Here is a 21,586-nt window from a genome sequence, read left to right as displayed (position 1 = left end):
TGGATCTGGCCGCGGCAATCCGGCCGGGGCCCGCTGCCGTCAAGAGCACAGATCAGACGCTGAGCGCGACAATCTTCAAGGGATGCTTGCCGTCCGGGCTGGGAAAGTCCGCGTCTGGGACGATCCATTCCGCCGCGCGCACTTCGCGGCCGGCCTTGGCCGCGCTGCGCTTGAGCGAATCCAGCCAGGCGTCGCCGTCCACCTGCGCAACGTTGTTGCAGCAAATCAGCGTGCCGCCCGGCGCGGTGGCCAGCAGCGCCGGCTTGAACAGCGCCTGGTAATCGTTGATCAGGTCCACCACGCCGAAGGGGCTCTTGGAATAGCGCGGCGGGTCCAGAAACACCAGATCGAACTGACGCGCTTCCAGTTTGGGGAAGGGCGGCATTTTCTTGCCGCGCACGCGCTCGGGCTGGCCGATGCCGGACAGCTGGCGGATGGCGGCGAACACATCGCTCTGCACGCAGCGCGGGCGGGTGGTCAGCAGATTGAGCTTAGCGTTGGCGCGGCCCACGCTGAGGCTGGATTCGGCGAAGTCCACGTTCATCACGAAGCTGGCGCCGGCCTTGGCCGCGGCTACGCCGACGCCGCAGGTGTAGGCGAACAGATTCAGCACGCTTTTGCCGGCCGCCAGCTCCATCACGCGCCGGCGCGCGGCGCGCAAATCCAGGAACAGCCACGGGTCCTGGCCTTTATGGCGAGCGCGGTAGTGGTAGTTGACGCTTAGTTCGCGAATGGTGTGGTCGGCTTCGGCCTCGGCTTGCTGTTCCAGCGTCAGCGCGTTGCCGATGCGGGAGTTGCCGGCGCTGCGGTCGTTGTAGACCAGCGGCAAGCCGGGGTGGCTGGCCTGGTAATGGGCGTGGATCGCCGCCAGCTCGTCGTCGCTCAGCGGCTGGTGGAAAGTCTGGGCCAGCAACTGTTCGCCGTAGCGGTCCACGGTCAGGCCGGGCATGCCTTCCACGCTGCCGTGGAATAGACGGTAACAATTGGTGTCTTCGGCTTGCAGCCGGGCGATCAGTTCTGCGCGCGCGGCTTCGGCGCTTTGCAGCAATGGGGTCAGGGAGGACATCGGGGGCCTTCGCTTGCGGTTCCGGGCCGGCTCGCTGCGCGGAGGCGGGCGCGCCGGAAAATCCTTCATTGTATGCGCTGCCGTCGTCGCGCTCAAATGCGTGTCCGGAAAAGCCCTTGCAAAACAACAGGCCGCCGGTGGGCGGCCTGCTGGGGAAGGGCTGGGTCGCTTGCTTGATTCAATCGATTTTAGAACCGGTCCTCAGCGTCGCGGCAGGGCGGCCAGGCCGGCGGAGCTGTTCAGGAAGCCGTACACCTCGTCCGCCAGCACTTTGTGGGTGCGGGTGGTGGGGTGCAAGGTGTCCCAGAACACGAAGCTGTCCGGATTCACGCAGTTGGCGCGAGGGCTCTGGGCGCTCAGGTAGTTGGTGCTGGAGTCCGCGTTGATGTTGAGGCAGGACTGGGTGACGTTGTTGAACTGGTAGGCGGCGGGGTTGCCCAGCACCTTGTTGAACAGCGCGTAGCTGTCGAACACGTTCAGCTTGAGGCCGCTGCCGTATTTGAGGCGCAGCTGGGCGGCCAGCGCGTTCAGGCGCTGGTTGTAGTCGCGCACCTGGACGGCCACCTGGGCCGCGCCGGACTTGAACTGGAACACCGGCGCCCGCGACACGTCGGGCAGATTGAGCACCAGGATGTTGCGCGCGCCGGCGTCTATCAGGCTGGTCAGCGCCTGGCTCTGGCCGCTGATCACCTTGTCCACCGAGTTGTTGTAGTTCACGAAGTCGTTGCCGCCGATCAGCATGGTGAACAGCGTAGTGGCCGGATCGTAGTCGCGAGCTTGCTTCATGTAGTCTTTCCACGACTGCACCTGCTGTTGCACGCCGGGAATCACCAGTTTTTGCGTGTCCACGCCGGCGCCGCCTATCGCCCAGTTGTACACCGGCAACTGCAGGCGGCCGGCCAGGTATTCCACCCACACTTGGCCGTTGCTGAAGTGGCCGAGGAACCAACTGTTGCGGTTGGGCAGCGTCCACATGGAGGCGTTGTAGACATTTTGGTTGTCCGACAGGCTATCGCCGAAGGCGACGATCTTGTTGATGCCGGAACCCTGGCCGGCCTTGTCGTTGGTCCATACCGTGTAGTTGAACGACAGCTGGTTGTCGGCGGCGAACACCATCGCCGGGTTCTGCTGAATGCCCTTTTTCTGCAAGGTGCCGCGGCAAACCGATTGCAGCGTGCTTTGCGCCACGTCGGTGTAATACATGTTCTTCCAGTCCAGCGCGCTGCTGGACCACCAATAGCCGTTCAAGCGGTAGTAGTCGCCGCTGCTGGGGTCCAGCCCCCACACGTAGTCGGTGGTGGGTCTGGCGGCGTCGCCGGTGCGGTAATAGCAGCGCAGATAGGTATAGGTGGCGGGGCCGGGCACCGACATCAGCTCGATATTGGCGTCGCCGCGCGCGGCACGGCTCATGGGCGCCGGCGGGGCCGTCTTCAGCAGCTGTTCGCGGCTGAGCGGGCCGGACGAAGACAGCACGTGGCTGTAGCGAGGGTCGGGCTGAACCGGTTCGGCGGTGGCGGAGTGGCTCAGCGGGATCAGGGCAAGGCCCAGCAATAGCAGCGATTTCATTGTTGTCTCCTCGTGTGGGGCGCCGTCAGGCGACGGCGCGAACGCATGGACCGCGCCGTTGGCGGCGCGCGATCCGCGTGCCGTCTAGGCTAGCCAAGAAAAATGAAAATTTCATGCAAATGGAATGATTGCTCTATTTCTGGGCGCTCGACTGTCGTATTGCTGACAGCGCAGCAAAGCCGCATTGATATGCCATATTGAAATCATTCGGCCTGAGTCGCCGCGGGAGCGCTTGCAGATATCGCTCTAGCGGCCGGGCCCCATCGGCATGCGGGGATGAAAGATGCGACAAGCGCGGGAGCTTCTGAAAACGCTGTACACGATGGCGATGATGGTGGAGGCGCGCGATGCTTATACCGGCGGGCATTTATGGCGGGTGTCGCGCTTGTGCTATGCGCTGGCCGATAAGCTGGGCCTGCCTCAGTCCGAGGTGGAGCGCATTGCGCTGGGCGGCTTTTTGCACGACCTGGGCAAGGTAGGCGTGCCTGACGCGGTGTTGAACAAGCCGGACAAGTTGAGCGACGCCGAGTACGAGGTCATCAAGACCCATCCGCGAGTGGGCGCCGACTTGCTGAGCGATCATCCTTTGGCTGAGTTGGCGCTGGACGCGGTGCTGAGCCACCATGAAATGCCGGACGGCCGCGGCTACCCGCAGGGATTGAGAGACAAGGAGATACCGCTGGCGGCGCGCATCGTCGGCATCGCCGACGCCTTCGACGCGATGACCAGCACCCGGCCGTATCGGCGGGGCATGCCCAAGGAGCGCGCGCTGGCCATCATACGGGAGAATCTGGGCACCCAATTCGACCGCGAACTGGGCGAACGTTTCATCCAGTTGGGCGAGGCTGGCCGGTTCGATCACGTCATCGGCCATAGCGAGCCGGGCATTCCCTTGCAATGCTGCGCGGGCTGCGGCCCTATCATCGCCGTGCCGCGAGGGACGGCCGACGGCGAGGAGATCTTCTGTCCCAGCTGCGCCGGCGGCTACAGGCTGACGCGGCGCGGCCCGCTGCTGGAACTGGCCCCGTCAGGCCATTCCAACCCGGTGTTGGCGCGCCAGCCGCGTAGCGACCCAGGGCTGATAGACGATTTGCTGTTGGGCGCCGAGCAGTTGTTGCAAACGCGCAAACCCAGCCTGCTGGAGCGTTTGTTCGGCTAAAGGGGCGTCGGCGCGATCCAGCCAGCGCAAGGGACATGACAAGCGTGCTCGCGCATTTGCGCGGCAATACCAATGGTATAAGCTGCTTAAGTCCCCAGACGGACCACCCGCCGACGCTGGGCGCGGCAGCGGTCTATGCCGGGCATCCCTCTTCCTCTCGCTTGCGCCCGCGCGCCGTCCGTCACGCCTGGGCCTATAGGAGCTTGCATGCATCAGCTCGATCCTGCTCTGGCCGTTTGGCTGGAGGAATACAACCGCGAATTGGCCGAACTGGTGGCCAAAGGCTACAAGGCGACGTCGATCGGCGCACGCGAAGCGCTGGCCAATCTGACTCGGCAGATGGTGACGCCGGGGCCGGACATCGCCTGGGTCAACGACGATCTGGTGCCGGGCCGCGACTTCACCGTGCCGGTGCGCATCTACCACCCGGACCCGAAGCGCGCGCTGCCGGTGCTGGCGTTTTTCCACGGCGGCGGACACATGGTGGGCAGCGTCAGCGTTTACGATCCGATTTGCCGCCGGCTCGCCGCCGCCAGCCAGCACATTGTGGTGGCCGCCGACTACCGTTTGGCGCCGGAAAGCCCGTACCCAGGCGGTTTGCAGGACGCCGCCGTCGTGGCCAAGGGCTTGTGGCAGGCGCTGGACGCGCGCCAACTGCCCTATGTGCGTCAGCTGTCACTGGCCGGAGATTCCGCCGGCGGCGCGCTGACGTCCAGCCTCAGCGCTTTGGGCCAGTACGACGTCTCCTTGCGGATCAAGCGTCAGGTGCTGATCTATCCCAGTGTCGACTACACCTTGAGCCAGCCCTCGGTGGATGAGAACGGCGAGGGCTATTTGCTGACCAAGGCGCGGGTGGCCTGGTATTTCGATAACTACTTCCAGCATGCGGAGAACCGCTTGCTGGCCTCGCCGCTGCATGGAGAGTTTAGCCGCAAGCTACCGCCGACCTTGCTGGTGTCGGCCGGCTTCGACCCGCTGCGCGATGAGGCGTTTCTCTACGCGGACAAGCTGCGCGCGGCGGAGGTGAAGGCGGAGCACCTGCACTTGGAAGGCATGGTGCACGCCTTCCTCAATCTGGAGGCCATCGTGCCGGACGTTTGCCGAGAGGTGTATCAGCGCATCGGCGTCTTCCTCAACCGCTAGCGCCGCGCAGGCGTAAAGCAAAACCGCCGCCGGATTGACCGGGCGGCGGTTTTTTAAGCGGCGCCGTCATGCCGTTGTACTGACAGGCGTCGCATAGGGCGCGGCGCGCGTCTTCCGCACAATGGCAAGCGTGACGAAAGGGAAACTCAATAGTTTTCCGGGCAGAAGTGGCGTTCCACCAATTCAATCAGGATATGTAGCACCTTGATGTGCAGCTCCTGCACCCGGTCCGCAAACTGGCCGCCGGGCGTGTTGACGTAGACGTCGGCCAGCGGTTCCAGCCGCGTGCCGGCGCGGCCGGTGAGGATAATCACCTTGACGCCCATTTCGCGGGCCACCTGCGCGGCGTTGACGATGGTCTGGCTGTTGCCGCTGGTGCTGATGCCGATCAGCACATCGCCGGCGCGGGCGTGGCTTTCCAGATAGCGCGAAAACACGAACTCGTAGCCGTAGTCGTTGGCCACGCAAGTCATGTGGCTGGGGTCGGAAATGGCGACCGCGGCCATGCCGCGGCGATTCTTGCGGTAGCGGCCGGTCAGTTCCTCGGCGAAATGCATGGCGTCGCACATAGAACCGCCGTTGCCGCAGGAAAAGATGCGTCCGCCGGCCGTCAAGCTGGCGATCAGGGTTTGCGCCGCCGCGTGGATGCTGGCCAGCGCTTCCGGGTTGGCCAGCAGATTGGCCAAGGCGGTTTGCGCTTCGACCAGGCTGGCTTCGATGTGTTGAATCATGGTGGTGTCCGTTTCATGCGGTGCGGCAAAACCGCAGTTTACACCCGCAAGGTCGGGCTCAGAACCTGTTTGCGCTCTCGCGAACAAGAGCGGGACCAGGCGAAAACAATTGAGAAAGCGGAATGCACGCGCGGCGCTTGCGCGTTTCGAAGCTATGCACTCCCTGTGGCGCTCCGCGAAGCACAGCGGATCGCAAACCGGTTCTCAGCCGATCTGCCGTCCAAACCAGACCACGCGGCCGATGACCTCGAACTCGCCGGTATTGCGTTGCAGGTCCACGGTGAAGGTCTCGTACAAGGGATTGGCGCTGCGCACCTGCACCGCGCCGCCGGGCAAACGTTGCAGCTGCTTGACGAAGATGTCCTCGCCCATGCGGATCACGTAAAGCCCTTCGCCGGGGGAGTGCTCGGCGGTGTTGACCAGGATGGTGTCGCGATCCTCCAGCACGCCGCTCATGCTGTCGCCCTTGACGCTGATCACCGCCAGATCCCGGGCGGAGGCGTTCAGGTGGTTCTTGATCCAGTATTTTCGGAAGGCCATGTAGAACATTGGTGCTTCTTCGCTGGCATTGGAACCGAAGCCGGCTGAGGCCTTCAAGTTATAGCGCGGGATAAAACAGAACTCTTCATGAACGTTGTCGGGTACAAAACAATCTGGATCTCGTTCTAGTCGGATGGACGCGCCGGGTGGAGGAGCCGCGTCGTACTGCGGGCCGCTACCGTGCAAAAGCCATTCCAGCCTGCAGCCGCTAGCCTCCGCGATCTTGCTGGCGGTGGCCGCGCGCGGCACGCCGCCGTGATACCACATATTGGTGAACGAACCTTTGTTGATTCCAATGCGGGTTGCCCAGGCGTAGGGCTTCTCCGCCCCAATCAGCAGTTCCAGTCGCTGCTTGAAGTCACTCTGTTCCAAGTTTTTTTCCATGTAGAACTCCATTTGGCGTGCGAGGCCGGCGCCACGGCCCGGTCAAATGTCCTGTACAAAAGGACAGGTAGTGACATCGTACTAATTGATCAGTTTTATGTTTTGAACTAAAATAGCACTCATGAATTCGAGATAAGTTCAAAATCAATCGAACCCAAGCAAGGTATCTTCCGAAGTACCTGCCGATGTGCTCGATTTCAATAGAATTCATGGGCTTACCCGTGTTTAGAACGGCAGTTCTAAATGCAGGTGGCGTGCCTGATCTTGATTAATTATAACTCATTTAGAACTTATCGTCTTTGTCCCGTGATTTCAAGGAGATTTCCGCGATGACCGTAGCCAATATCGCCCCGGCCCTGCCCGAAACCATGCGCCTGGTGGCTGAGCTGATCGGCTTGCCGCGCACCTTGCAACTGGTGCAGGCCTTGGGCGGCACCACCTTGCCCATTTCCAAAAACCAAAGCAAGGCGGGCCAGTTGCGCTTCGCCGCCTTAGTGGAAGTGATAGGCGAAGACGCCGCCGCCAGCCTGACGTATCACTTTGGCGGCGACATCCTGTATGTGCCGCGCTGCAGTCAGGCTTTGCGCCTGGCGCGCAATCAGCAGTTGTTGAACGACTTCGATCAACTGTTGGAGCAAGGCCTGGGCGCCAACGAGGCGGTCAGCGTGCTGGCTATCCGTTTCCAACTGAGCGACCGCATGGTGTGGCGCGTGCTGAAAACGCCTAGTCAAGATCTGCATTAAGGCTATACGCCGCTTCCCCTCTCTTCCGATTTCTCCTGTTTGTTTCTAGTCGGTTCCGTCCGTGCCTGGCAGGGCTGCGCGCGCCGCGCATGACGGCCGGCCGATGTGCCACGTTTAGTCAACAACAAGGAGTCTTCATGGCCAGCAGAGCTATTTCCGACCTGCACCCGCAGTTGCAACCCCTGGCTGAGGCGTTTGTGCGGCGCTGCCGCGACGCCGGCGTGGAGGCCTTGATCACCTGCACCTGGCGTTCCGGCGCGGAACAGGACGCCTTGTACGCGCAGGGCCGTTCCCGGCCTGGGCCGAAGGTGACCAACGCCCGCGCGGGGCAGTCCGCGCACAACGTCATGTTGCACGGCAGTCCAGCGGCGCGAGCTTTCGACGTGGTGCCGCTGATCGGCGGCAAGCCGGTCTGGGACGCCCACCACCCGCACTGGCAGGTGATGGGCGAGATCGGCGCCGCGTTGGGCCTGAACTGGTATGGACGACCGGACGCGCCGTTCCGCGAGTTTCCCCACTTTGAGTTGAATTCGACCAGCCTCGACAAGGAGAAGAAATGATGCGTCTGTCCGATTTGCTGACCCGGCCCGGTGGCAGCCGGCTGAGCCATTCCCGGCTGTGGGCGAACATCGCCTGCGCGGCGGCCACGCTCTTGTTTGTGGTGGAGGGACTGCGCGGCACCTTGGGCGCGGATATCTGGCTGATTTATCTCGGCATTGTCGGCGGCTACTCCGCGGGCTTGCGTCTGATCGCCGCCTGGCGAGATCGAGGCGGCCGCTGATGGGCCCGGTGCCCTCGTGGCTGAAGTTGGGGGGCTGGCTGCTGCCGCCCTTGTTGGCGGCGTGTCTGGCCTATCCGCTGGGACTGCGCCACGGCGCGGAGAGTTGGCGCGCGCGCTTGGCCGAACAGCGGGCGGCGGATCAAGGCCGTCAGGCCGCCGAGGCGGAGCGCGCCCAATTGCAACTGCAGGCGGCCTTGCAGCAGCAGCAACGTCTGCGCGAACTGCTGGGCCGGCAGGAGGCGCGCTTGTTAAGTCAGCAACAGGATCTGCAGCAGCGGCTGCGAGACCAGAAACAAAGGATCGAATATGTCGTGCAACAGGATGGCGGCCGCTATGGCGGCCTTGGCCCTGACAGCCTGCGCCTCTACCGGCAAGTCCTCGGCTACTCCGCCGCCGCAGTGCCCGCAACCGACTCCGTATCTATTGCAAATCCCCATCAAGCCGCCTCCGCCGGCGCCGGGCTACCGGCAGCAGACCTCCTGGCTCACGCCGCTGATTACGGCGCCTGGTGCCAGCAGCTGGAACAAAGGCTGACGGCGCTCGGCGGGCTGTTTACTTCCGAAGGACCACAACCATGAGCGACTTTTTCGATCGGGCCAGCGAGCTGGAGACCGAGTTCCGCGAGCAAGCGATTGCCCGTCATTACCAACAGTTCGGCCAGGCCGGCTACAGCCACTGCGAGGATTGCGGCGACCCCATCTCGTCCGCGCGACGGGCGATCATGCCCAGCTGCACCCGTTGCGTGATTTGCCAACAACTGGCCGAAGGCTGAAAGGCGGGTTTCACGTGGAACATGACAATCTGATGGCCCTGGGCCGCATAGAAGGCAAGCTGGACATGATCGTGGCGCACCTCGCTAAACAAGACAAGAAACTGGAAGAACTGGACGGCCGCCTGCGCGACGTCGAAGTCCAGGCCGCGCGCAGCGGCGCCATGTCCGGCGCTTTGTCCGCGCTGGCGGTGACGTTGCTGGGCGAGTTCCTCAAGCGCTTGCTCCACTGAGCGGCGGCACGCCGTTTCATCCGCCCGCCTCCGGCGCGGCGTCGAATTTCCCCCCTCTCAAACCTAGTGAAAGGAATCCAGATGTCGCAAACGACGATCTGTATCAAGCCGCAGCTGCAGTTCAATTTAATTGGCCATGAAGACGCTGCAATGGCTGCGGATGGCAAGGGCGCGCAGTTCCAGATGAACGCGACTTGTTGCGGCCAAGAGGCAGGCAAGGGACAAGGCGTGCCCAGCGGCGCTGTCATGCATTTTGCCGCGGAGAAAGCCCCGGAAGGCTGGTTGAAGGCAGATGGCAAGGCCTATGCCAAAAGCGCGTATCCCGCCTTGTTCAGCGTGATCGGCGACAGCTTCCGCGATGCGAAGAACAGCGACGAAGCCATGTTCAATGTCCCTGACCTGCGCGGCGAATTCATCCGTGGCTGGGACGACGGCCGCGGCGTGGACCCGGCGCGCAAGAGTGGCAGCGCGCAGAAGGGCACGTTGGTCGCCGCTAACGAATATTTCAGCGACAACGAGCTCTACAACATCAGCACCAATGTAGGCACAGGGCAAGCTGCCGCCGGCACCGCCGCCTTCGGGGCAGATGTTCCTGATCTGGCGGGCTACCCAGGCCTGGAAATGCACTATGTGACAGGCGTCAAGGGCGCGCTGAGCAACTACGTCAGTTCGATCGGCGCAGCGCGTCCTCGCAACCTCGCCCTGCTGGCCTGCATCAAGGCTTGATCCACCTCGGCCGCGCCCGCGGCCGCAAGCCCCACTGACATCGCTCAGCTAAGCCCAAAACCGCGGGCGCGAGACAATAGCCGTATCGATAAACCGCTGAATCATTGAGGAAATCATGTCCCAGCTGATCCAACTGCAAGACGCCATCGCCGACCGCCTGCGCCAAGGCCTGGGCCGCATGGTGCGCGAAGTGGCGGCCGATTTGGACGAAACCGGCCTCTGCGGGCTGGATCTGGCGCAAGGCCGTTACCAAAGCCGGCTGACGCCGGCTGCGGGCAGCCCGGGTCTGAATCCGCAGGCGCTGGCGCGCTTGCCGGCCTTGTGGACCGTGGCCGGCGGCGTTATCGCCTGCCAGCCTTCGGCCAGCCAACGCCAGCGCTACAAGGCGCAGGCCCGCTTCACCGTCATCGTCGGCGACCGCCTGCAGGCGGATCGCGGCTACGCCGGCGCCGGCGTCTGGCAGCTGGTTTACGCGGTGCGTCGCTTGCTGGCGGCCCAGGATTTCGGCCTGGCGGTGTCGCCGCTGATTCCCGAGCAAGTGCGACCGCTGGCTCAGGCGCAGCGGGACGGCGAGCCTTGGAGTCTGGTGGCTTGCGATTTCGCTACCCACTGGCTGGACGAGGCGCTGGACAACGGCCACTGGCCGTCGCCGCAAGGCGAGACGGATCCGGACCAGCTGTTCGCCCGCTTCGGCGGCCGGCTGGAAGGCTCCGCCGTCGAATGGCGCAGCACCCGGCTGGACTACAGCCTGGACGGCAAAACGGGTGTCAAAGCCCAGGATGTCGTGCTGCAGCCCAAGCCGCCCGTTATTTGATTTTTCGCAGCATCCCGTCGCGCCGTCCGGCGCGGCGACTTTCTCCCAACCGCATCAATCAGGAGCCCATACTCTATGGCCAGCCCCAACATCAGCTTCGACCAGATTCCGGCGTCCATCCGCAAGCCGGGAAAATACTTCGAGTTCAACACCAAGCTGGCGGTGCGCACCCTGCCGGGCAATCCGCAACGCGTGCTGGTGATCGGCCAGCGTTTCGCCGACGCCGCTCAACCGGCTCTGGCCGCGCTGGACGTGTTCAGCGACGAGCAGGCCGCCCAGGCTTTCGGCCGCGGCTCCTACGCCCATCTGCTGGCCCGCGCCGCCATCAACGCCAACCCCTATCTGCAACTCAGCGTGATCGCGGTTGACGACGCGGACAGCGCCTCCGCCGCCGTCGGCACCTTCACCTTCACCGGCCCGGCCACCGGCGCCGGTGTGGCCAGCCTGTTCATCGGCGGCCGCCGCATCGACGTGGCCGTGGCCGCAGGCGACGACGCCGCCAAGATCGCCGCCGCCGCCAAGGCCGCCGTCGACAAGCTGGCGGATCTGCCGGTGACCGCCGCCGCGGCCAAGGAAGTGCTGACCCTGACCGCTCGCCACAAGGGCGCGGCCGGCAACGCCGTCGCCTTGAAAGCGCAGGAACAGATCGCCGGCCTCGGCATCACCGTGGGCGCGATGAAGGGCGGCGCCGCCGATCCGGACATCGCTCCGGCGCTGGCGGCCGTGGTCAGCGGCGGCCACCACATCGTGGTCAATCCCTTCAACAACGACACCGCCTTCACCGCGCTGCGCACCCATCTGGACTTCGTGTCCGGTCCGATGGAGCAACGCGGCGCCATTGGCGTGGTCGGCGCCGTCGGCGCGCTGTCGGAAGTCAGCGCCGTCGCCTCCAAACTGGCCAGCGGCCGCGTCAGCGCCGCCTGGTATCGCGGCTCCGCCAAACTGCCGGGCGAACTGGCCGCCGCTTACGCCGCGGTGATCGCCAGCGAGGAAGATCCGGCCCGTCCGCTCAACACCCTGGAGCTCAAAGGCCTGGACGTGGTGGAACTGGCCGCCCGCACCAGCCGCACCGAGCAGGAAAACGCCCTCTACAACGGCGTGACCCCGCTGGAAGTGGGCCCGGGCGAACGCGTGCAGATCGTGCGCTCCATCAGCACCTACACCAAGGACGCGCAGGGCGTGGACGACGTGTCGCTGCTGGATCTGACCACCATCCGCACCCTGGACTACGTGCGCCGCGCCTGCCGCGAGCGCGTGGCGCTGCGCTTCCCGCGCGAAAAGCTGTCCGATCGCACCCCGTCCAAGGTCCGCTCCGAGCTGCTGGACGTGCTCTACAAGCTGGAAGAGCTGGAAATCATCGAGGCGGTGGAGGCCAACAAGGACGGCCTGATCGTCGAGCGCGACGCGCAAGACGTGAATCGTCTGGACGCCAAGATCCCGGTGGACGTGGTCAACGGCCTGCATGTGTTCGCCGGCCGCATCGATCTGCTGCTGTAAGCGGCGCTGGGTAAACACGCGGGGTGCCGCGGCGCGCCGTCTTGCCCCTGCGTGCTTACCCGAGCGGGCCTAGTTTTCCCCGTTAACGCTTGACCCGGCGGCCCGCCGCCAAATCGGCAGGGCCGTCCACATGAAACCGAAAAGGACATTCACATGGCTTTGAAAGAATACGCAGGTTCGATCGTAATGGAAGTCAACGGCCAGGAAATCGACGTCATCGATCTGAACGTCAGCAGCAAGACCGGCCGCAAGCTGGTGAAAACCATGAACAGCAGCGGCCGCGCCCGCGGCTTCGCGCGTGGCATCTCGGAATACGAGCTGTCCGTCACCGTCTCCATCCCGCTGTCCGGCGAGCTGGACTGGGAAGCGATCGAAGGCGCCAAGCTCACCGAATTCCCGGTGGCGCCGGGCGGCAAGCGCACTAGCTACCTGGACTGCTTCACGCTGGAAGTGGGCGAGAAATACGGCGTGGAAAGCGAATCGCGCCGCGATATCAAGCTACTGTCGCTGCGTAAGGTTCAGGAGTGAGCTCAAGCTTATTTAATCGGCTGATTAAATAATTAACGGCTGGATGTGGAATGTGGTGTGACAGGAAGCATCTGGCCGTCTTCTCATATATTCCCGCCTTGTCGCCTCAGAAAATCATATGAGCGAATACGCAGTTTTAAGCTGCGGTAAGACATCAGTGCATTTTGACAGGTATAGAGCCTTATCTGATGAGTAGTTGATTTTACGGGGCGGTGAAGCATTGACCTGGAGCAGTTATGCTTAAATTAAGCCCGGAGCAGTTGAAGAAGCTAGAAGAAATGGCCGCCAGGAAAAGAGGGGAGTATGCGGATATCTACTCTTTTCTGAAGGGTGCGGTTGCAGAAAAGATGAAGCAAGAAGCGCATCAAAGCGCAGTGCTGCCGCATGAAAAAGCCAAGGCAATCAAGCGTTCGCAGGAGCTGGATGGGCTGTATCTATGGCTGTCCGTGGCGGAGTCGACCAATGGCGGGACTGGCGATGTTTATGACTCTTTTCTCCGCGCATCAACCAAGAATTTAATGAAGAAGCATGGGAAAAAGCCATATTCCGATGCGCTTTACAATCAGGCCTCAAATAAGCTCGCCAAAGAAATGATCCCCCAGATCCTCAAGGATCAGGGAATGGATATCAAAAAAATAGTACAGGCAGACGCCAAAAATTTTACCGAGGCTTTTGGCTTGCCGGATGGCAGCTGGCCTGGAACTGCTTTCGATACGTTTGCTTTGGGCGGAGACCATGTATCTCTGCCCAAGGATGGCAAGATCGGCCTTACCGACACGCTGTTGAATGCGGCGGAAAGTTCCATGGATGTGGTCGGCGGGAAAGTCAGCGAAATGACCGAGCCGATTGAAAAGAAAGTCACAGAATCGCTGGCGGGCGCGGGGCTGGGATTGTACGACACATTCTTTGGCGACAAAAAAAGCCAAGGGCCTGCATCGCCGAAAAAACAAGTGTCGAAAAAACAAGCGCCTAAAAAGTTGCCTCGCCCAGCCAAAGCTCTTGAGGATCTGCCCGCCGGGCAGAAGAAAATCCAGCTGGAACAATTAAGAAAGAAAGTGGCCAGCAAACAGGCTATTCCCGATGCCGTGACATTGGCGGCATCCATTTTGGGGAAAGAGGCCGTGCCGGGCGCATTGGCAAAATTGATACCCCGACTACCCTCCATGATGCCTGGCGTGGCACAGGCCTTGAGCGCGACCAATGATGTTATCGGGTTTGGCGATCATGTCATTAATGGCCGATTCCACGAAGCAATGACCGAGGGACTTGGCATCGCTGCTTCTATGGGCGTTGGTGGTAAGGCTGGAAAACTGATGCAGGGCGCTGTTGCGCAAAGGGCTGTGGAAGCCATTGTGGGCAAAGCTGCAGGAGATAGTGTCAAATTAATTGCCCAAGGCTTGACCGGTGGAGATTACGTTAATAAATGGGGTCCTCCTCGCACGTTGCCTAATGATGTCGATTTGAAAAAAACCTTGGAGGATAAAAACGGCCAAGCCTATTCTGCGGTGGATGTCGATGGTACGGGGGTATTCTCTTGGTTTGCACATAATGATCGTAGCGACTTGATGGGCGCGAGATATACGGAAGTCATGGTCGGAGAGAAAATAGCCGAGCTGAACAGGGATTATATTAAGTCCGTTGAAAAAGAATATGCGGCAAGGGCAAAGCAGGAAAAGGAAAAGAAGGAACAGCGAAAGGCTGCCAATTTGACTTCCAAAACCAGCGCGCAGACCACTCCTAAAGAGGCTGCGAAAAAAACGGCGACGGATAAGCTGCGTACCACATCTAAAAGTGCGCAGCCAGCGCAAAAGCCAACAAAGAAAACGGTGGCTGCGGCTGGAGCAGCTCTGCCTGGGGGCGAGGATGCCCAGTCTAGTCCCGTCGCGATGGATGCATTGGCTTCGGCATCCCCCGCACTATCCAATACCAGCATGCCCGGCGGTCCAAGCGCCAATGCTTCGAACGAGCAGTTGCTGATGGTCATGTCGCAAATCCAGGCCAGTTTGAGCCAGTTGGTCAGCCATCTAGCCCAGCCTACCAATATCACCGTAGACGTCCAAAACGGCAATATCGTCGCCGCCGTCAACGCCGCCAATAGCCAACAACAAAGGAGAAGCTGATGTTCAATCTCAGTCTGTTTGCCGGCTCCGCCGCCGGCGCGCTGGTGGACGCCAGTTTCCGCGGGGTGCGCTTTGAATGCCTGCGCAGCGTGGACAGCGCCCAGCGCGACCAGGCGATGCACGAATACCCCTATCTGGACGGCGCAGACGTCGAGGACCTGGGCCGCAAGGCGCGCAAGGTGTCGCTCAGCGTCTTCTTCTGGGGCCGCGATTATCAGCAGCGGCTGCGCGACTTCGTCGCCGCGCTGGACCAGGCAGGGCCGGGCGAACTGATCCACCCGGTATTCGGCAGCATGCCCAAGGCGCAGCTGCTGGATTACCAGATCAGTCACGAGGCCGACGCGCCGGACTCCTGCACCGTGGAAGTGAACTGGGTGGAGGCCACGCCGGGCAATCCCTTTTTCGCCAGCCAGCAGCCCTTGCAGCAGGTGGAGGCCATCAGCGCTTTGGCGGCCAAGGCGCGCAGCCTGGGCGGCGAGGCCTTCGCCAAGGCTCAGGGCCTGCTGCAAAACGCCAATACCGCGCTGACCCGGCTGGGCGCGCTGCGCGTGCGCTTGAGCGATACCGTGCGGCAGCTTGCCGGCATGGCGCAGCAAGGCATTGCCCAGGTGGTGGACTTGCTGGCCTATCCGCAAGCCTTCATCGGCCAGGTGACGTCCTTGGTGGACGAGGTCGCCAACTGGCGTTTTGGCGTCAAGCTGGAAATCTGGCCGGGCCTGAAGTGGGAGGCGGAAGCGAAGCTGCCGCAGGCTACTCTGGCCGATTGGAACGCGATGAAGGACAGGCTCAACGGCGTGTCCAAGAAAATCGGCCGCGCGTCGGACAGCTTGAGCCAGGCCGGCAAGGCGCTGGAGGTCTGGACCGAGGACGAAATCCGCATCGATGCCTTGCTCAAGCTGACCGTGTCCACCTCGATGGCGAACGCCGCCGCCGATCTGTTCCGCTCGGAAGCCGCGCAGCCTACGTTGACGCCGCCGGCGCTGGAGCAAGTGGCCGGCGACGTGCGCGCCACCTTGCAGCAGACCATAGAGCAATGGCGCAAGGCGCTGCCGGGCGAGGACGCGCGCCAGGTGATTGAAAGTCTGCGCGATCTGGGCCTGCAGGTGCAACGCAGTGCCGCCGGCCTGGTGGCCGCCAAGCCGCCCTTGATCACCCGCAAGGTGGAATCCGCCGCCAATCTGCGTCAGCTGGCCCACTTGTGGTACGGCGACAGCGGCCGCGCCGCCGAGCTGCTGCGGCTGAACCCGCAGCTGGCGCATCCCAACCATCTGCAAGCAGGAGAGCTGATCCATGGCTACGCCCGCTAAGACCGTTTCGGCCAATAACGAAGTCAGCCTGGAGATCGCCGGCAAGACCCATCGTTACTGGACCCAGTACAGCATCGATTCCGATCTGACCGTGGCCGCCGACGCCTGGCAGGTGTCGCTGGGCCTGCCCGGCGGCGAGGTGCCGCCGGCGGTGGAGCCTGGCGCCGAGGTCAAAGTGCTGGTGGGCGCAGACGTCGTGCTGCTGGGGCGCGTGGACGACATCAGCCACAGCATAAGCGCCGGCAGCCATCAGCTGACGCTGTCGGGCCGGGACCTGGCCGGCATGTTGCTGGACTGCAGCGCGCCGTTGCTTACCGGCAAGGGCATGACGTTGAGTGATGTGCTGGAGAACGTGATCAAGCCGCTGGGCGTCAGCCGCCTGCGCGTGGACGCCAAGGGCAAGGGCCAGATCGAGAAAATCAGCGTGGATCCGGGCAACAGCGCCTGGGACGTGCTCACCCGCGCAGCGGCGGCCAACGGCCTCGCCGCCTGGTTCGATCCGGACGGCACTCTGGTGGTGGGCGGCCCGGATTACAGCGCGCCGGCCAAGGCCAAGCTGATCTTGCGCCGCGACGGCAAGGGCAACAATGTGCTCAGCCTGACGGAAACCCGCTCCCACGCGCCGCGCTACTCGCAGCTAACCCTGCTTGGCCAGGGCCACCGTCAGGCCTTGACCCCGGGCAGGCACGATCTCAAGCATCAGTCCGCGGACCCGGACGTCCGGTATCACAAACCGCGCATCGTGGTGGAGCCGGACGCCGCCAATCCGGCGGAACTGGCGGCGCGCGCGGACAAGATGCTGGCCGACGCCCGGCTGGCCGGCTACACCCTCAGCGCCACCGTGGCCGGCCATCGCAACAGCGCCGGCGAACTGTGGACTCCCGGCCAGCGCATCCAGGTGGAAAGCGAGCCGCACGGCATCAAGGGCGGCACTTATTTCCTGATGGCGCGCACCTTCAGCGGCGGACGCGGGCAGGGCTGCACCACCCGGCTGACGCTGAAAGAGGACGGCCGCTGGCTGCCGGCGATGCGCAAACGCTGAAACAAAGAAAGGTTGAAACGATGTGGAATGACGTAGACCAGAGAATCCGCCGCGCCTTCAGCAATGTGCGGCAGGGCTTCCGCGCGGTGCTGACCCGCGTGGACAGCGCCGGCGACGTGCAAACCGTTCAGGCCGACGCGCTGGCCGGCGAGCAGCTGCAGGACGCCGAACTGTTCCAGCACTACGGTTACAGCGCCAATCCGCCGCCGGGCAGCATGGCGGTGGTGCTTCCCCTGGGCGGGCGCAGCAGCCACGGTGTGGTGATCGCCACCGAACACGGCAGCTACCGGCTGAAACAGCTCAAACCCGGCGAAGTGGCGCTGTACAGCGACGAAGGCAGCAAGATCGTGCTCAAGCGCGGCCGCTTGATCGAGGTGGAGTGCGACACCTTCAGCCTGCGCTGCAAGAACTGGCAGGTCAACGCCAGCGAACAAGCCAGCTTCACCACGCCCACGCTCAGCACCAGCGCGCAACTCGTGGCCCAGGGCCAGATCAACGGCAACGGCGGCATGGCCATTCAGGGCGGCAGCGGCGCCAGCGTCAAGGGCAACGTCACCGTCAGCGGCGACGTGGTGGCCGGGGGCAAGAGCCTGGTGGGCCACCAGCATAACGGCGTGCACGGTACGACCAGTCCACCGTTGTAAAACACGATTTTCACCAAGCGTGCTGTTGATATCGCTTGCTTGAACGCTCGCCGGCACTGACCCGCTTCCCTTATCCCCAACCCTTTCAAACCCGGAAAATAACGCCATGGACCCTCTATTGGACCCCATTACCGGCGATTACGCCGGCTCCACCACTGATACCCTGGCCAACGCCGTCTACCTGAGGCTGATGACCCCGCTGGGCGGCTGGTGGGCCGATCCCGAACTCGGCTCCCGCCTGCATCTGTTGTCGCGCAGCAAGGACAGCAGCCAGATCGATCTGCTGGCCTGCCAGTACGCCGAACAAGCCCTGCAACCGCTATTGCGCGACGGCCGCGCCCGCCGTGTCGGCGTTGAGGCGCAGCGTCCCGGCAGCGGCCGTTTGCTGCTGTTGGTCGAAGTGGAAGAGGCCGGCGGCCAGACCCGACATTTCCAACACCACGTGAGGATAGCCTGATGCCCCTGTCCACCCCGGATTTTGAAACCATACGCGGCGCGCTGCTGCGCGATCTGCAAAACCTGCGCGCCGACGCCGACGTCGGCCCCGACAGCGACTTCTACGTGCGCGCCAGCTCGGTCGCCAGCGCGGTGGAAGGCTTGTACCAGCATCAAAGCTGGATTGCCCGCCAGATTTTTCCCGACAGCGCCGACCGCGACTATCTGGAACAGCACGCCCGGGTGCGCGGCCTCAGCCGCAAGCCGCCAGTGGCGGCCAAGGGCCTGCTGCAATTGGGCGGCAACTCCGGCGCCGGTTTCGCCGCCGGCCTGAAAGTACGGCTGGGCGAACAACTCTATACCACCCAGGCCGGCGGCCAGCTGGACGTGGACGGCCAGGCCCGCGTGGCGGTGGCCGCCGATCTGCCCGGCCTGGCCGGCAACGTGCCGGCCGGAACGGTGGCCGAACTGATGGCCGCGCCCAGCGGCCTGGCCAGCCGCGTCAGCTTCGTCAACATGGACGGCGGCGTGGACGAAGAGGACGACGCCGCCTTGCTGGCGCGGCTGCTGGAACTGATCCGCCGTCCGCCGGCCGGCGGCAACCGTCACGATTACCGGCGCTGGGCGCTGGAAGTGCCGGGCGTGTCCGCCGCCTACGTCTACCCGCTGCGCCGCGGCCTGGGCACCGTGGACGTGGTGATCACCGCTCAGGATAGCCTGCCTTCGGCCGACACCCTGGCCGCGGTGCAAGCCCATATCGAAGACCTGCGCCCGGTCACCGCCAAGAACTGCCTGGTGTTGGCGCCCACGCCGCGGCCGGTGGACATCGAAGTGGCGCTGATGGTGGACGGCACCACCGTGCAAGCCGTCACCGAACCGCTGCGCCAAGTGCTGGCCGCCCATTTCTCCAGCCTCGCCCCCGGCAGCAAGCTGTACAAGAGCCGGCTGGAAGCATTGATCTCCGACCTGCCCGGCGTGGTGGACCGCCAACTGCTGTCGCCCGCCGACAATATCGCGCCGGCGGTGAATGAGAAAACCGTGGAATGGCTGCGTCTGGGCAAACTCACGGTGAGGGGGATGCAATGAGCCCGCAAACCCCGCATAGCGAATTGCTGACGCGTTTGCTGCCGCCGGTCAGCTACAGTCCGGACGGGCCGCGACTGCAGGCCGAGCTGGGCAGCGAAGGCGCGGCGCTGGACCGGGTGCAGAACAGCGCCCGGCAGTTGGTGGGCGCCACCACGCCGCTGCTGGCCGAAGGCCTGCTGCCGGACTGGGAGCGCGTCTGCGGCCTGACCCCGCCGACGGACGCGCCCTACCAGCAGCGTCAACAGGCGGTGCTGGCCAAGCTGGCGGAAACCGGCGGTCTGTCCATTCCATACTTCACCCGGCTGGCGGCCGGCATGGGCTACCGCATCGCCATCAGCGAGCCGCAGCCCTTCCGCGCCGGCATCAACCGCGCCGGCCAGCAGCTGTGGACCGCGGACATTCCCTGGGTGTGGCAAGTCACCGTGTTCGGCGCCAAGACCCGGCCATACTTTTTCCGTGCAGGTCAATCGTTGGCCGGGGAACGCCTCACCACCTTCGGCGACCCACGGCTGGAAGATCTGTTCAAGGATCTGAAGCCGGCCCATACCTACGTCTACTTCGCCTACCAGCCTTAAACCGCGCCTCACGCGGACCTTCCCGTCCTTTCTCCCTTCCCCTCACAGCCCCGCCCCGGCGGGCGGGAGCCTGTGCTCTTTCTCTTCCTTCAGGAGCGCTCCATGCAAGACCCCCAATCCACGGCAAACCCCGATCAAAACAAAGACCTTGCGGCCGACCCCGCGCCGGTTCCGGCGTCTTCGACCTTCGATACGCAGCAGGAGGTTTGGGCGCGCCTAGGCAGCCAATCCCAGCAAACCCCGACCCTGTCCTGATTCATTCACTGTTTTTTGGAGAGACTGATGAAAGATGTCATCAAGCCGGTTCCCACGCCGGACACCCTGTTTCACGACGGCAACCCCAGCAGCGGCGAGCTGGGCACCATTGTCGGCGCCGACTGGCTGAACAATGTTCAGTCCGCGGTCATCGCCAGCCAGGAGGAGCTGTTGACCGTGGTCAAAAGCAGCGGCCAGAGCGCGGACCCGGCGCGCAAGGATCAGTTGTTGCAGGCGGTGAAGCAGATCGCCTGGGGCGGCGCCAGCAAGCCGACCACGCTGGCCGGTTACGGCATCACCGACGCGATGAAAATCGACGACTGGGGGATAAACGGTTACAAGGAGCTGCAGGTGGGCCCCGGCCGCGAGTTCGCCGACATCGCCAGCGCCTGGAACAGCCTCAACGGCAAAACCCTGAAGACCGACGTGCTGATCAAGGTGGACGACGGCCAATACACCTCGACAGGCATTGGCTTGGGCAACCAGCCCTTCGCCAGCCGCATTCGCATCCGCGGCAATATCGCCAATCCCTCGGCCTGCCAGATCCGCTTTGTGGCGGGTGCGGATAAGAATAGCCATGGCGTGGTGTTTACCAATGCCCGTGGTGTCGAGTTCTCCGGCTTTCACCTGATCGGCGAGGCCACCGAAGGCAATTGGACTCACCGCTGCCTGCATATCGGCGAAGGTTCATGGGTGTGGGGGGCGGAAAATTCTTTGATCCTGGAGGGGGCGGGCAGCGGTCTGCAAGTGGAGCAGAACTCCCGCTTCAGCAACAGCAAGTTGAGGGTCAACAAGGTTAAGGAATGGGGCGTTGTCGTTGGCGGAGGGTCTCACTGCGAGCTGCATTACGTGAACATCGTCGGCGAGGGCAAAAACTTTCTTACCAAAGTACCTGTTCGACTCGATGCCAATGAGCGCAGTGCCTACCCGCATGGGATGCTGTGTGCGGATACCAGCCGTGCGTGGGTCACCGAGGGGCGGGTAACCGGGGTACGATTTGGCTTTGCCACCGCTCGCAACGCGTATCTCTGGTGTGATGGCAGTGTGGTGGAGCAATCCGGGGTTGGCTTCGAGGCGCATTCCGGTGCTGTGATATGGAATCATGGTTCCGGACCGGTGCCGGCTTTGCCGCAGGGGCGGCGCGGCAAGGCGCTCACTTGCGATACCGGCTTTCAAGCGGTTTGGGCTGGGGTGATTTACGCGCCGATGGCCATTGCGGAAAACTGCAACAATGGGTTCAGAGCGCTTTGCGGAACGACCATGGTAATTAATGGCGGTTGGGCAAAGAACTGCCAGGTCGGGTTTGAGACCTACAGCACCAGTTATTTGGAGGCCTACGACACCAAGGCCGCATCGACCGGTTGCCCGACGGTATATTCGCCGGCTACCAGCGGCGTGGCGGGCAATGCCAACAGCGTGCTCAGCTTCAGTTAAGTCGGCCA

24 protein-coding genes are annotated in these 21,586 nt (G+C 63.3%); 20 read left to right on the top strand and 4 right to left on the bottom strand.

Going from position 1 to position 21,586, the window contains the following annotated elements; all coding sequences use genetic code 11:
* Window positions 1-52: 52 nt before the first annotated feature.
* Window positions 53-1,066 (bottom strand): class I SAM-dependent rRNA methyltransferase, encoded by a 1,014-nt coding sequence (locus tag B0T39_RS18365; RefSeq protein WP_081549161.1) that lies wholly within the window; start codon window positions 1,064-1,066, stop codon window positions 53-55.
* 201 nt (window positions 1,067-1,267) lie between these two features.
* Window positions 1,268-2,632: an SGNH/GDSL hydrolase family protein gene (locus B0T39_RS18360; RefSeq protein WP_176219602.1), complete on the bottom strand. Its 1,365-nt coding sequence runs from the start codon at window positions 2,630-2,632 to the stop codon at window positions 1,268-1,270.
* Window positions 2,633-2,915: 283 nt separating this feature from the next.
* Between B0T39_RS18360 and B0T39_RS18355 the strand changes: the two genes are divergently transcribed.
* Together B0T39_RS18355 and B0T39_RS18350 are read left to right on the top strand one after the other, a co-directional pair.
* Complete coding sequence (locus B0T39_RS18355) at window positions 2,916-3,791, top strand: HD domain-containing phosphohydrolase (protein WP_019101572.1); 876 nt, start codon at window positions 2,916-2,918, stop codon at window positions 3,789-3,791.
* Window positions 3,792-3,998: 207 nt separating this feature from the next.
* Entirely contained in the window at window positions 3,999-4,934 is a 936-nt protein-coding gene (locus B0T39_RS18350; RefSeq protein ID WP_081549131.1) for an alpha/beta hydrolase, read from the top strand.
* 146 nt (window positions 4,935-5,080) lie between these two features.
* Here the strand turns inward: B0T39_RS18350 and B0T39_RS18345 are convergent, their stop codons facing one another.
* Both B0T39_RS18345 and B0T39_RS18340 read right to left on the bottom strand, forming a co-directional pair.
* The gene (locus tag B0T39_RS18345; protein WP_081549129.1) at window positions 5,081-5,665 is read right to left on the bottom strand and encodes an SIS domain-containing protein; all 585 of its coding nucleotides are present in this window, start codon (window positions 5,663-5,665) and stop codon (window positions 5,081-5,083) included.
* Window positions 5,666-5,869: 204 nt separating this feature from the next.
* Window positions 5,870-6,589 carry a S24 family peptidase gene (locus B0T39_RS18340; protein ID WP_176219601.1) on the bottom strand — a complete coding sequence of 240 codons (720 nt, stop codon included), beginning with the start codon at window positions 6,587-6,589 and terminating at the stop codon, window positions 5,870-5,872.
* 329 nt (window positions 6,590-6,918) lie between these two features.
* Between B0T39_RS18340 and B0T39_RS18335 the strand changes: the two genes are divergently transcribed.
* The 18 genes from B0T39_RS18335 (at window position 6,919) to B0T39_RS18250 (ending at window position 21,578) form a co-directional block, all read left to right on the top strand.
* On the top strand, window positions 6,919-7,332 hold the full coding sequence (locus tag B0T39_RS18335) for a Mor transcription activator family protein (RefSeq protein ID WP_081549125.1): 414 nt from the start codon (window positions 6,919-6,921) through the stop codon (window positions 7,330-7,332).
* Between the two features lie 137 nt (window positions 7,333-7,469).
* Window positions 7,470-7,892: a M15 family metallopeptidase gene (locus B0T39_RS18330; RefSeq protein WP_081549123.1), complete on the top strand. Its 423-nt coding sequence runs from the start codon at window positions 7,470-7,472 to the stop codon at window positions 7,890-7,892.
* Window positions 7,889-8,113, top strand: coding sequence for a hypothetical protein (locus tag B0T39_RS18325; protein WP_254894597.1), 225 nt, complete (start codon window positions 7,889-7,891; stop codon window positions 8,111-8,113). Before B0T39_RS18330 ends, B0T39_RS18325 begins: the two co-directional genes overlap by 4 nt.
* Window positions 8,113-8,691, top strand: a complete 579-nt coding sequence (locus tag B0T39_RS18320; protein WP_081549121.1) for a hypothetical protein — start codon at window positions 8,113-8,115, stop codon at window positions 8,689-8,691. The genes B0T39_RS18325 and B0T39_RS18320 overlap by 1 nt, the downstream gene beginning before the upstream one ends.
* Entirely contained in the window at window positions 8,688-8,885 is a 198-nt protein-coding gene (locus tag B0T39_RS18315; RefSeq protein WP_081549119.1) for a TraR/DksA family transcriptional regulator, read from the top strand. Before B0T39_RS18320 ends, B0T39_RS18315 begins: the two co-directional genes overlap by 4 nt.
* Window positions 8,886-8,899: 14 nt before the next feature.
* Window positions 8,900-9,115: a hypothetical protein gene (locus B0T39_RS18310; protein WP_081549117.1), complete on the top strand. Its 216-nt coding sequence runs from the start codon at window positions 8,900-8,902 to the stop codon at window positions 9,113-9,115.
* An 81-nt stretch (window positions 9,116-9,196) separates the two neighbouring features.
* A complete protein-coding gene (locus tag B0T39_RS18305) occupies window positions 9,197-9,841 on the top strand; it encodes a phage tail protein (RefSeq protein WP_081549115.1) in 645 nt (214 codons plus the stop codon).
* Window positions 9,842-9,956: 115 nt separating this feature from the next.
* Complete coding sequence (locus B0T39_RS18300; RefSeq protein WP_081549113.1) at window positions 9,957-10,655, top strand: phage protein Gp37; 699 nt, start codon at window positions 9,957-9,959, stop codon at window positions 10,653-10,655.
* Between the two features lie 75 nt (window positions 10,656-10,730).
* Entirely contained in the window at window positions 10,731-12,152 is a 1,422-nt protein-coding gene (locus tag B0T39_RS18295; protein ID WP_081549111.1) for a phage tail sheath C-terminal domain-containing protein, read from the top strand.
* A gap of 153 nt (window positions 12,153-12,305) precedes the next feature.
* A complete protein-coding gene (locus B0T39_RS18290; protein ID WP_081549109.1) occupies window positions 12,306-12,680 on the top strand; it encodes a phage tail protein in 375 nt (124 codons plus the stop codon).
* A gap of 236 nt (window positions 12,681-12,916) precedes the next feature.
* A complete protein-coding gene (locus B0T39_RS18285) occupies window positions 12,917-14,800 on the top strand; it encodes a hypothetical protein (protein ID WP_081549107.1) in 1,884 nt (627 codons plus the stop codon).
* Window positions 14,800-16,107 (top strand): DNA circularization protein, encoded by a 1,308-nt coding sequence (locus tag B0T39_RS18280; RefSeq protein WP_081549105.1) that lies wholly within the window; start codon window positions 14,800-14,802, stop codon window positions 16,105-16,107. Before B0T39_RS18285 ends, B0T39_RS18280 begins: the two co-directional genes overlap by 1 nt.
* Window positions 16,091-17,149, top strand: a complete 1,059-nt coding sequence (locus B0T39_RS18275) for a phage baseplate assembly protein (protein WP_254894596.1) — start codon at window positions 16,091-16,093, stop codon at window positions 17,147-17,149. The genes B0T39_RS18280 and B0T39_RS18275 overlap by 17 nt, the downstream gene beginning before the upstream one ends.
* Before the next feature lie 20 nt (window positions 17,150-17,169).
* Window positions 17,170-17,793: a phage baseplate assembly protein V gene (locus B0T39_RS18270; RefSeq protein ID WP_019102041.1), complete on the top strand. Its 624-nt coding sequence runs from the start codon at window positions 17,170-17,172 to the stop codon at window positions 17,791-17,793.
* A gap of 106 nt (window positions 17,794-17,899) precedes the next feature.
* Window positions 17,900-18,250: a phage GP46 family protein gene (locus B0T39_RS18265; RefSeq protein ID WP_019102042.1), complete on the top strand. Its 351-nt coding sequence runs from the start codon at window positions 17,900-17,902 to the stop codon at window positions 18,248-18,250.
* A complete protein-coding gene (locus tag B0T39_RS18260; protein WP_043589281.1) occupies window positions 18,250-19,314 on the top strand; it encodes a baseplate J/gp47 family protein in 1,065 nt (354 codons plus the stop codon). The genes B0T39_RS18265 and B0T39_RS18260 overlap by 1 nt, the downstream gene beginning before the upstream one ends.
* On the top strand, window positions 19,311-19,889 hold the full coding sequence (locus tag B0T39_RS18255; protein WP_019102045.1) for a YmfQ family protein: 579 nt from the start codon (window positions 19,311-19,313) through the stop codon (window positions 19,887-19,889). Before B0T39_RS18260 ends, B0T39_RS18255 begins: the two co-directional genes overlap by 4 nt.
* Before the next feature lie 282 nt (window positions 19,890-20,171).
* Window positions 20,172-21,578: a hypothetical protein gene (locus B0T39_RS18250; RefSeq protein WP_081549103.1), complete on the top strand. Its 1,407-nt coding sequence runs from the start codon at window positions 20,172-20,174 to the stop codon at window positions 21,576-21,578.
* Window positions 21,579-21,586 lie beyond the last annotated feature (8 nt).

Origin of the sequence: Chromobacterium haemolyticum (genome assembly GCF_002081825.1) — a bacterium.
GTDB lineage: Bacteria > Pseudomonadota > Gammaproteobacteria > Burkholderiales > Chromobacteriaceae > Chromobacterium > Chromobacterium fluminis.
The sequence above is the reverse complement of the archived record's forward strand: the minus strand, read 5'-3'. Positions and strand labels throughout refer to the sequence as shown.

Coding starts and splice junctions, on each gene's coding strand:
- B0T39_RS18315 (WP_081549119.1), top strand. CDS start 8,688: ATGAGCGACTTTTTCGATCGGGCCAGCGAGCTGGAGACCGAGTTCCGC.
- B0T39_RS18330 (WP_081549123.1), top strand. CDS start 7,470: ATGGCCAGCAGAGCTATTTCCGACCTGCACCCGCAGTTGCAACCCCTG.
- B0T39_RS18255 (WP_019102045.1), top strand. CDS start 19,311: ATGAGCCCGCAAACCCCGCATAGCGAATTGCTGACGCGTTTGCTGCCG.
- B0T39_RS18340 (WP_176219601.1), bottom strand. CDS start 6,589: ATGGAAAAAAACTTGGAACAGAGTGACTTCAAGCAGCGACTGGAACTG.
- B0T39_RS18320 (WP_081549121.1), top strand. CDS start 8,113: ATGGGCCCGGTGCCCTCGTGGCTGAAGTTGGGGGGCTGGCTGCTGCCG.
- B0T39_RS18345 (WP_081549129.1), bottom strand. CDS start 5,665: ATGATTCAACACATCGAAGCCAGCCTGGTCGAAGCGCAAACCGCCTTG.
- B0T39_RS18270 (WP_019102041.1), top strand. CDS start 17,170: ATGTGGAATGACGTAGACCAGAGAATCCGCCGCGCCTTCAGCAATGTG.
- B0T39_RS18275 (WP_254894596.1), top strand. CDS start 16,091: ATGGCTACGCCCGCTAAGACCGTTTCGGCCAATAACGAAGTCAGCCTG.
- B0T39_RS18295 (WP_081549111.1), top strand. CDS start 10,731: ATGGCCAGCCCCAACATCAGCTTCGACCAGATTCCGGCGTCCATCCGC.
- B0T39_RS18355 (WP_019101572.1), top strand. CDS start 2,916: ATGCGACAAGCGCGGGAGCTTCTGAAAACGCTGTACACGATGGCGATG.
- B0T39_RS18285 (WP_081549107.1), top strand. CDS start 12,917: ATGCTTAAATTAAGCCCGGAGCAGTTGAAGAAGCTAGAAGAAATGGCC.
- B0T39_RS18360 (WP_176219602.1), bottom strand. CDS start 2,632: ATGAAATCGCTGCTATTGCTGGGCCTTGCCCTGATCCCGCTGAGCCAC.
- B0T39_RS18250 (WP_081549103.1), top strand. CDS start 20,172: ATGAAAGATGTCATCAAGCCGGTTCCCACGCCGGACACCCTGTTTCAC.
- B0T39_RS18305 (WP_081549115.1), top strand. CDS start 9,197: ATGTCGCAAACGACGATCTGTATCAAGCCGCAGCTGCAGTTCAATTTA.
- B0T39_RS18325 (WP_254894597.1), top strand. CDS start 7,889: ATGATGCGTCTGTCCGATTTGCTGACCCGGCCCGGTGGCAGCCGGCTG.
- B0T39_RS18280 (WP_081549105.1), top strand. CDS start 14,800: ATGTTCAATCTCAGTCTGTTTGCCGGCTCCGCCGCCGGCGCGCTGGTG.
- B0T39_RS18350 (WP_081549131.1), top strand. CDS start 3,999: ATGCATCAGCTCGATCCTGCTCTGGCCGTTTGGCTGGAGGAATACAAC.
- B0T39_RS18300 (WP_081549113.1), top strand. CDS start 9,957: ATGTCCCAGCTGATCCAACTGCAAGACGCCATCGCCGACCGCCTGCGC.
- B0T39_RS18335 (WP_081549125.1), top strand. CDS start 6,919: ATGACCGTAGCCAATATCGCCCCGGCCCTGCCCGAAACCATGCGCCTG.
- B0T39_RS18290 (WP_081549109.1), top strand. CDS start 12,306: ATGGCTTTGAAAGAATACGCAGGTTCGATCGTAATGGAAGTCAACGGC.
- B0T39_RS18265 (WP_019102042.1), top strand. CDS start 17,900: ATGGACCCTCTATTGGACCCCATTACCGGCGATTACGCCGGCTCCACC.
- B0T39_RS18365 (WP_081549161.1), bottom strand. CDS start 1,066: ATGTCCTCCCTGACCCCATTGCTGCAAAGCGCCGAAGCCGCGCGCGCA.
- B0T39_RS18260 (WP_043589281.1), top strand. CDS start 18,250: ATGCCCCTGTCCACCCCGGATTTTGAAACCATACGCGGCGCGCTGCTG.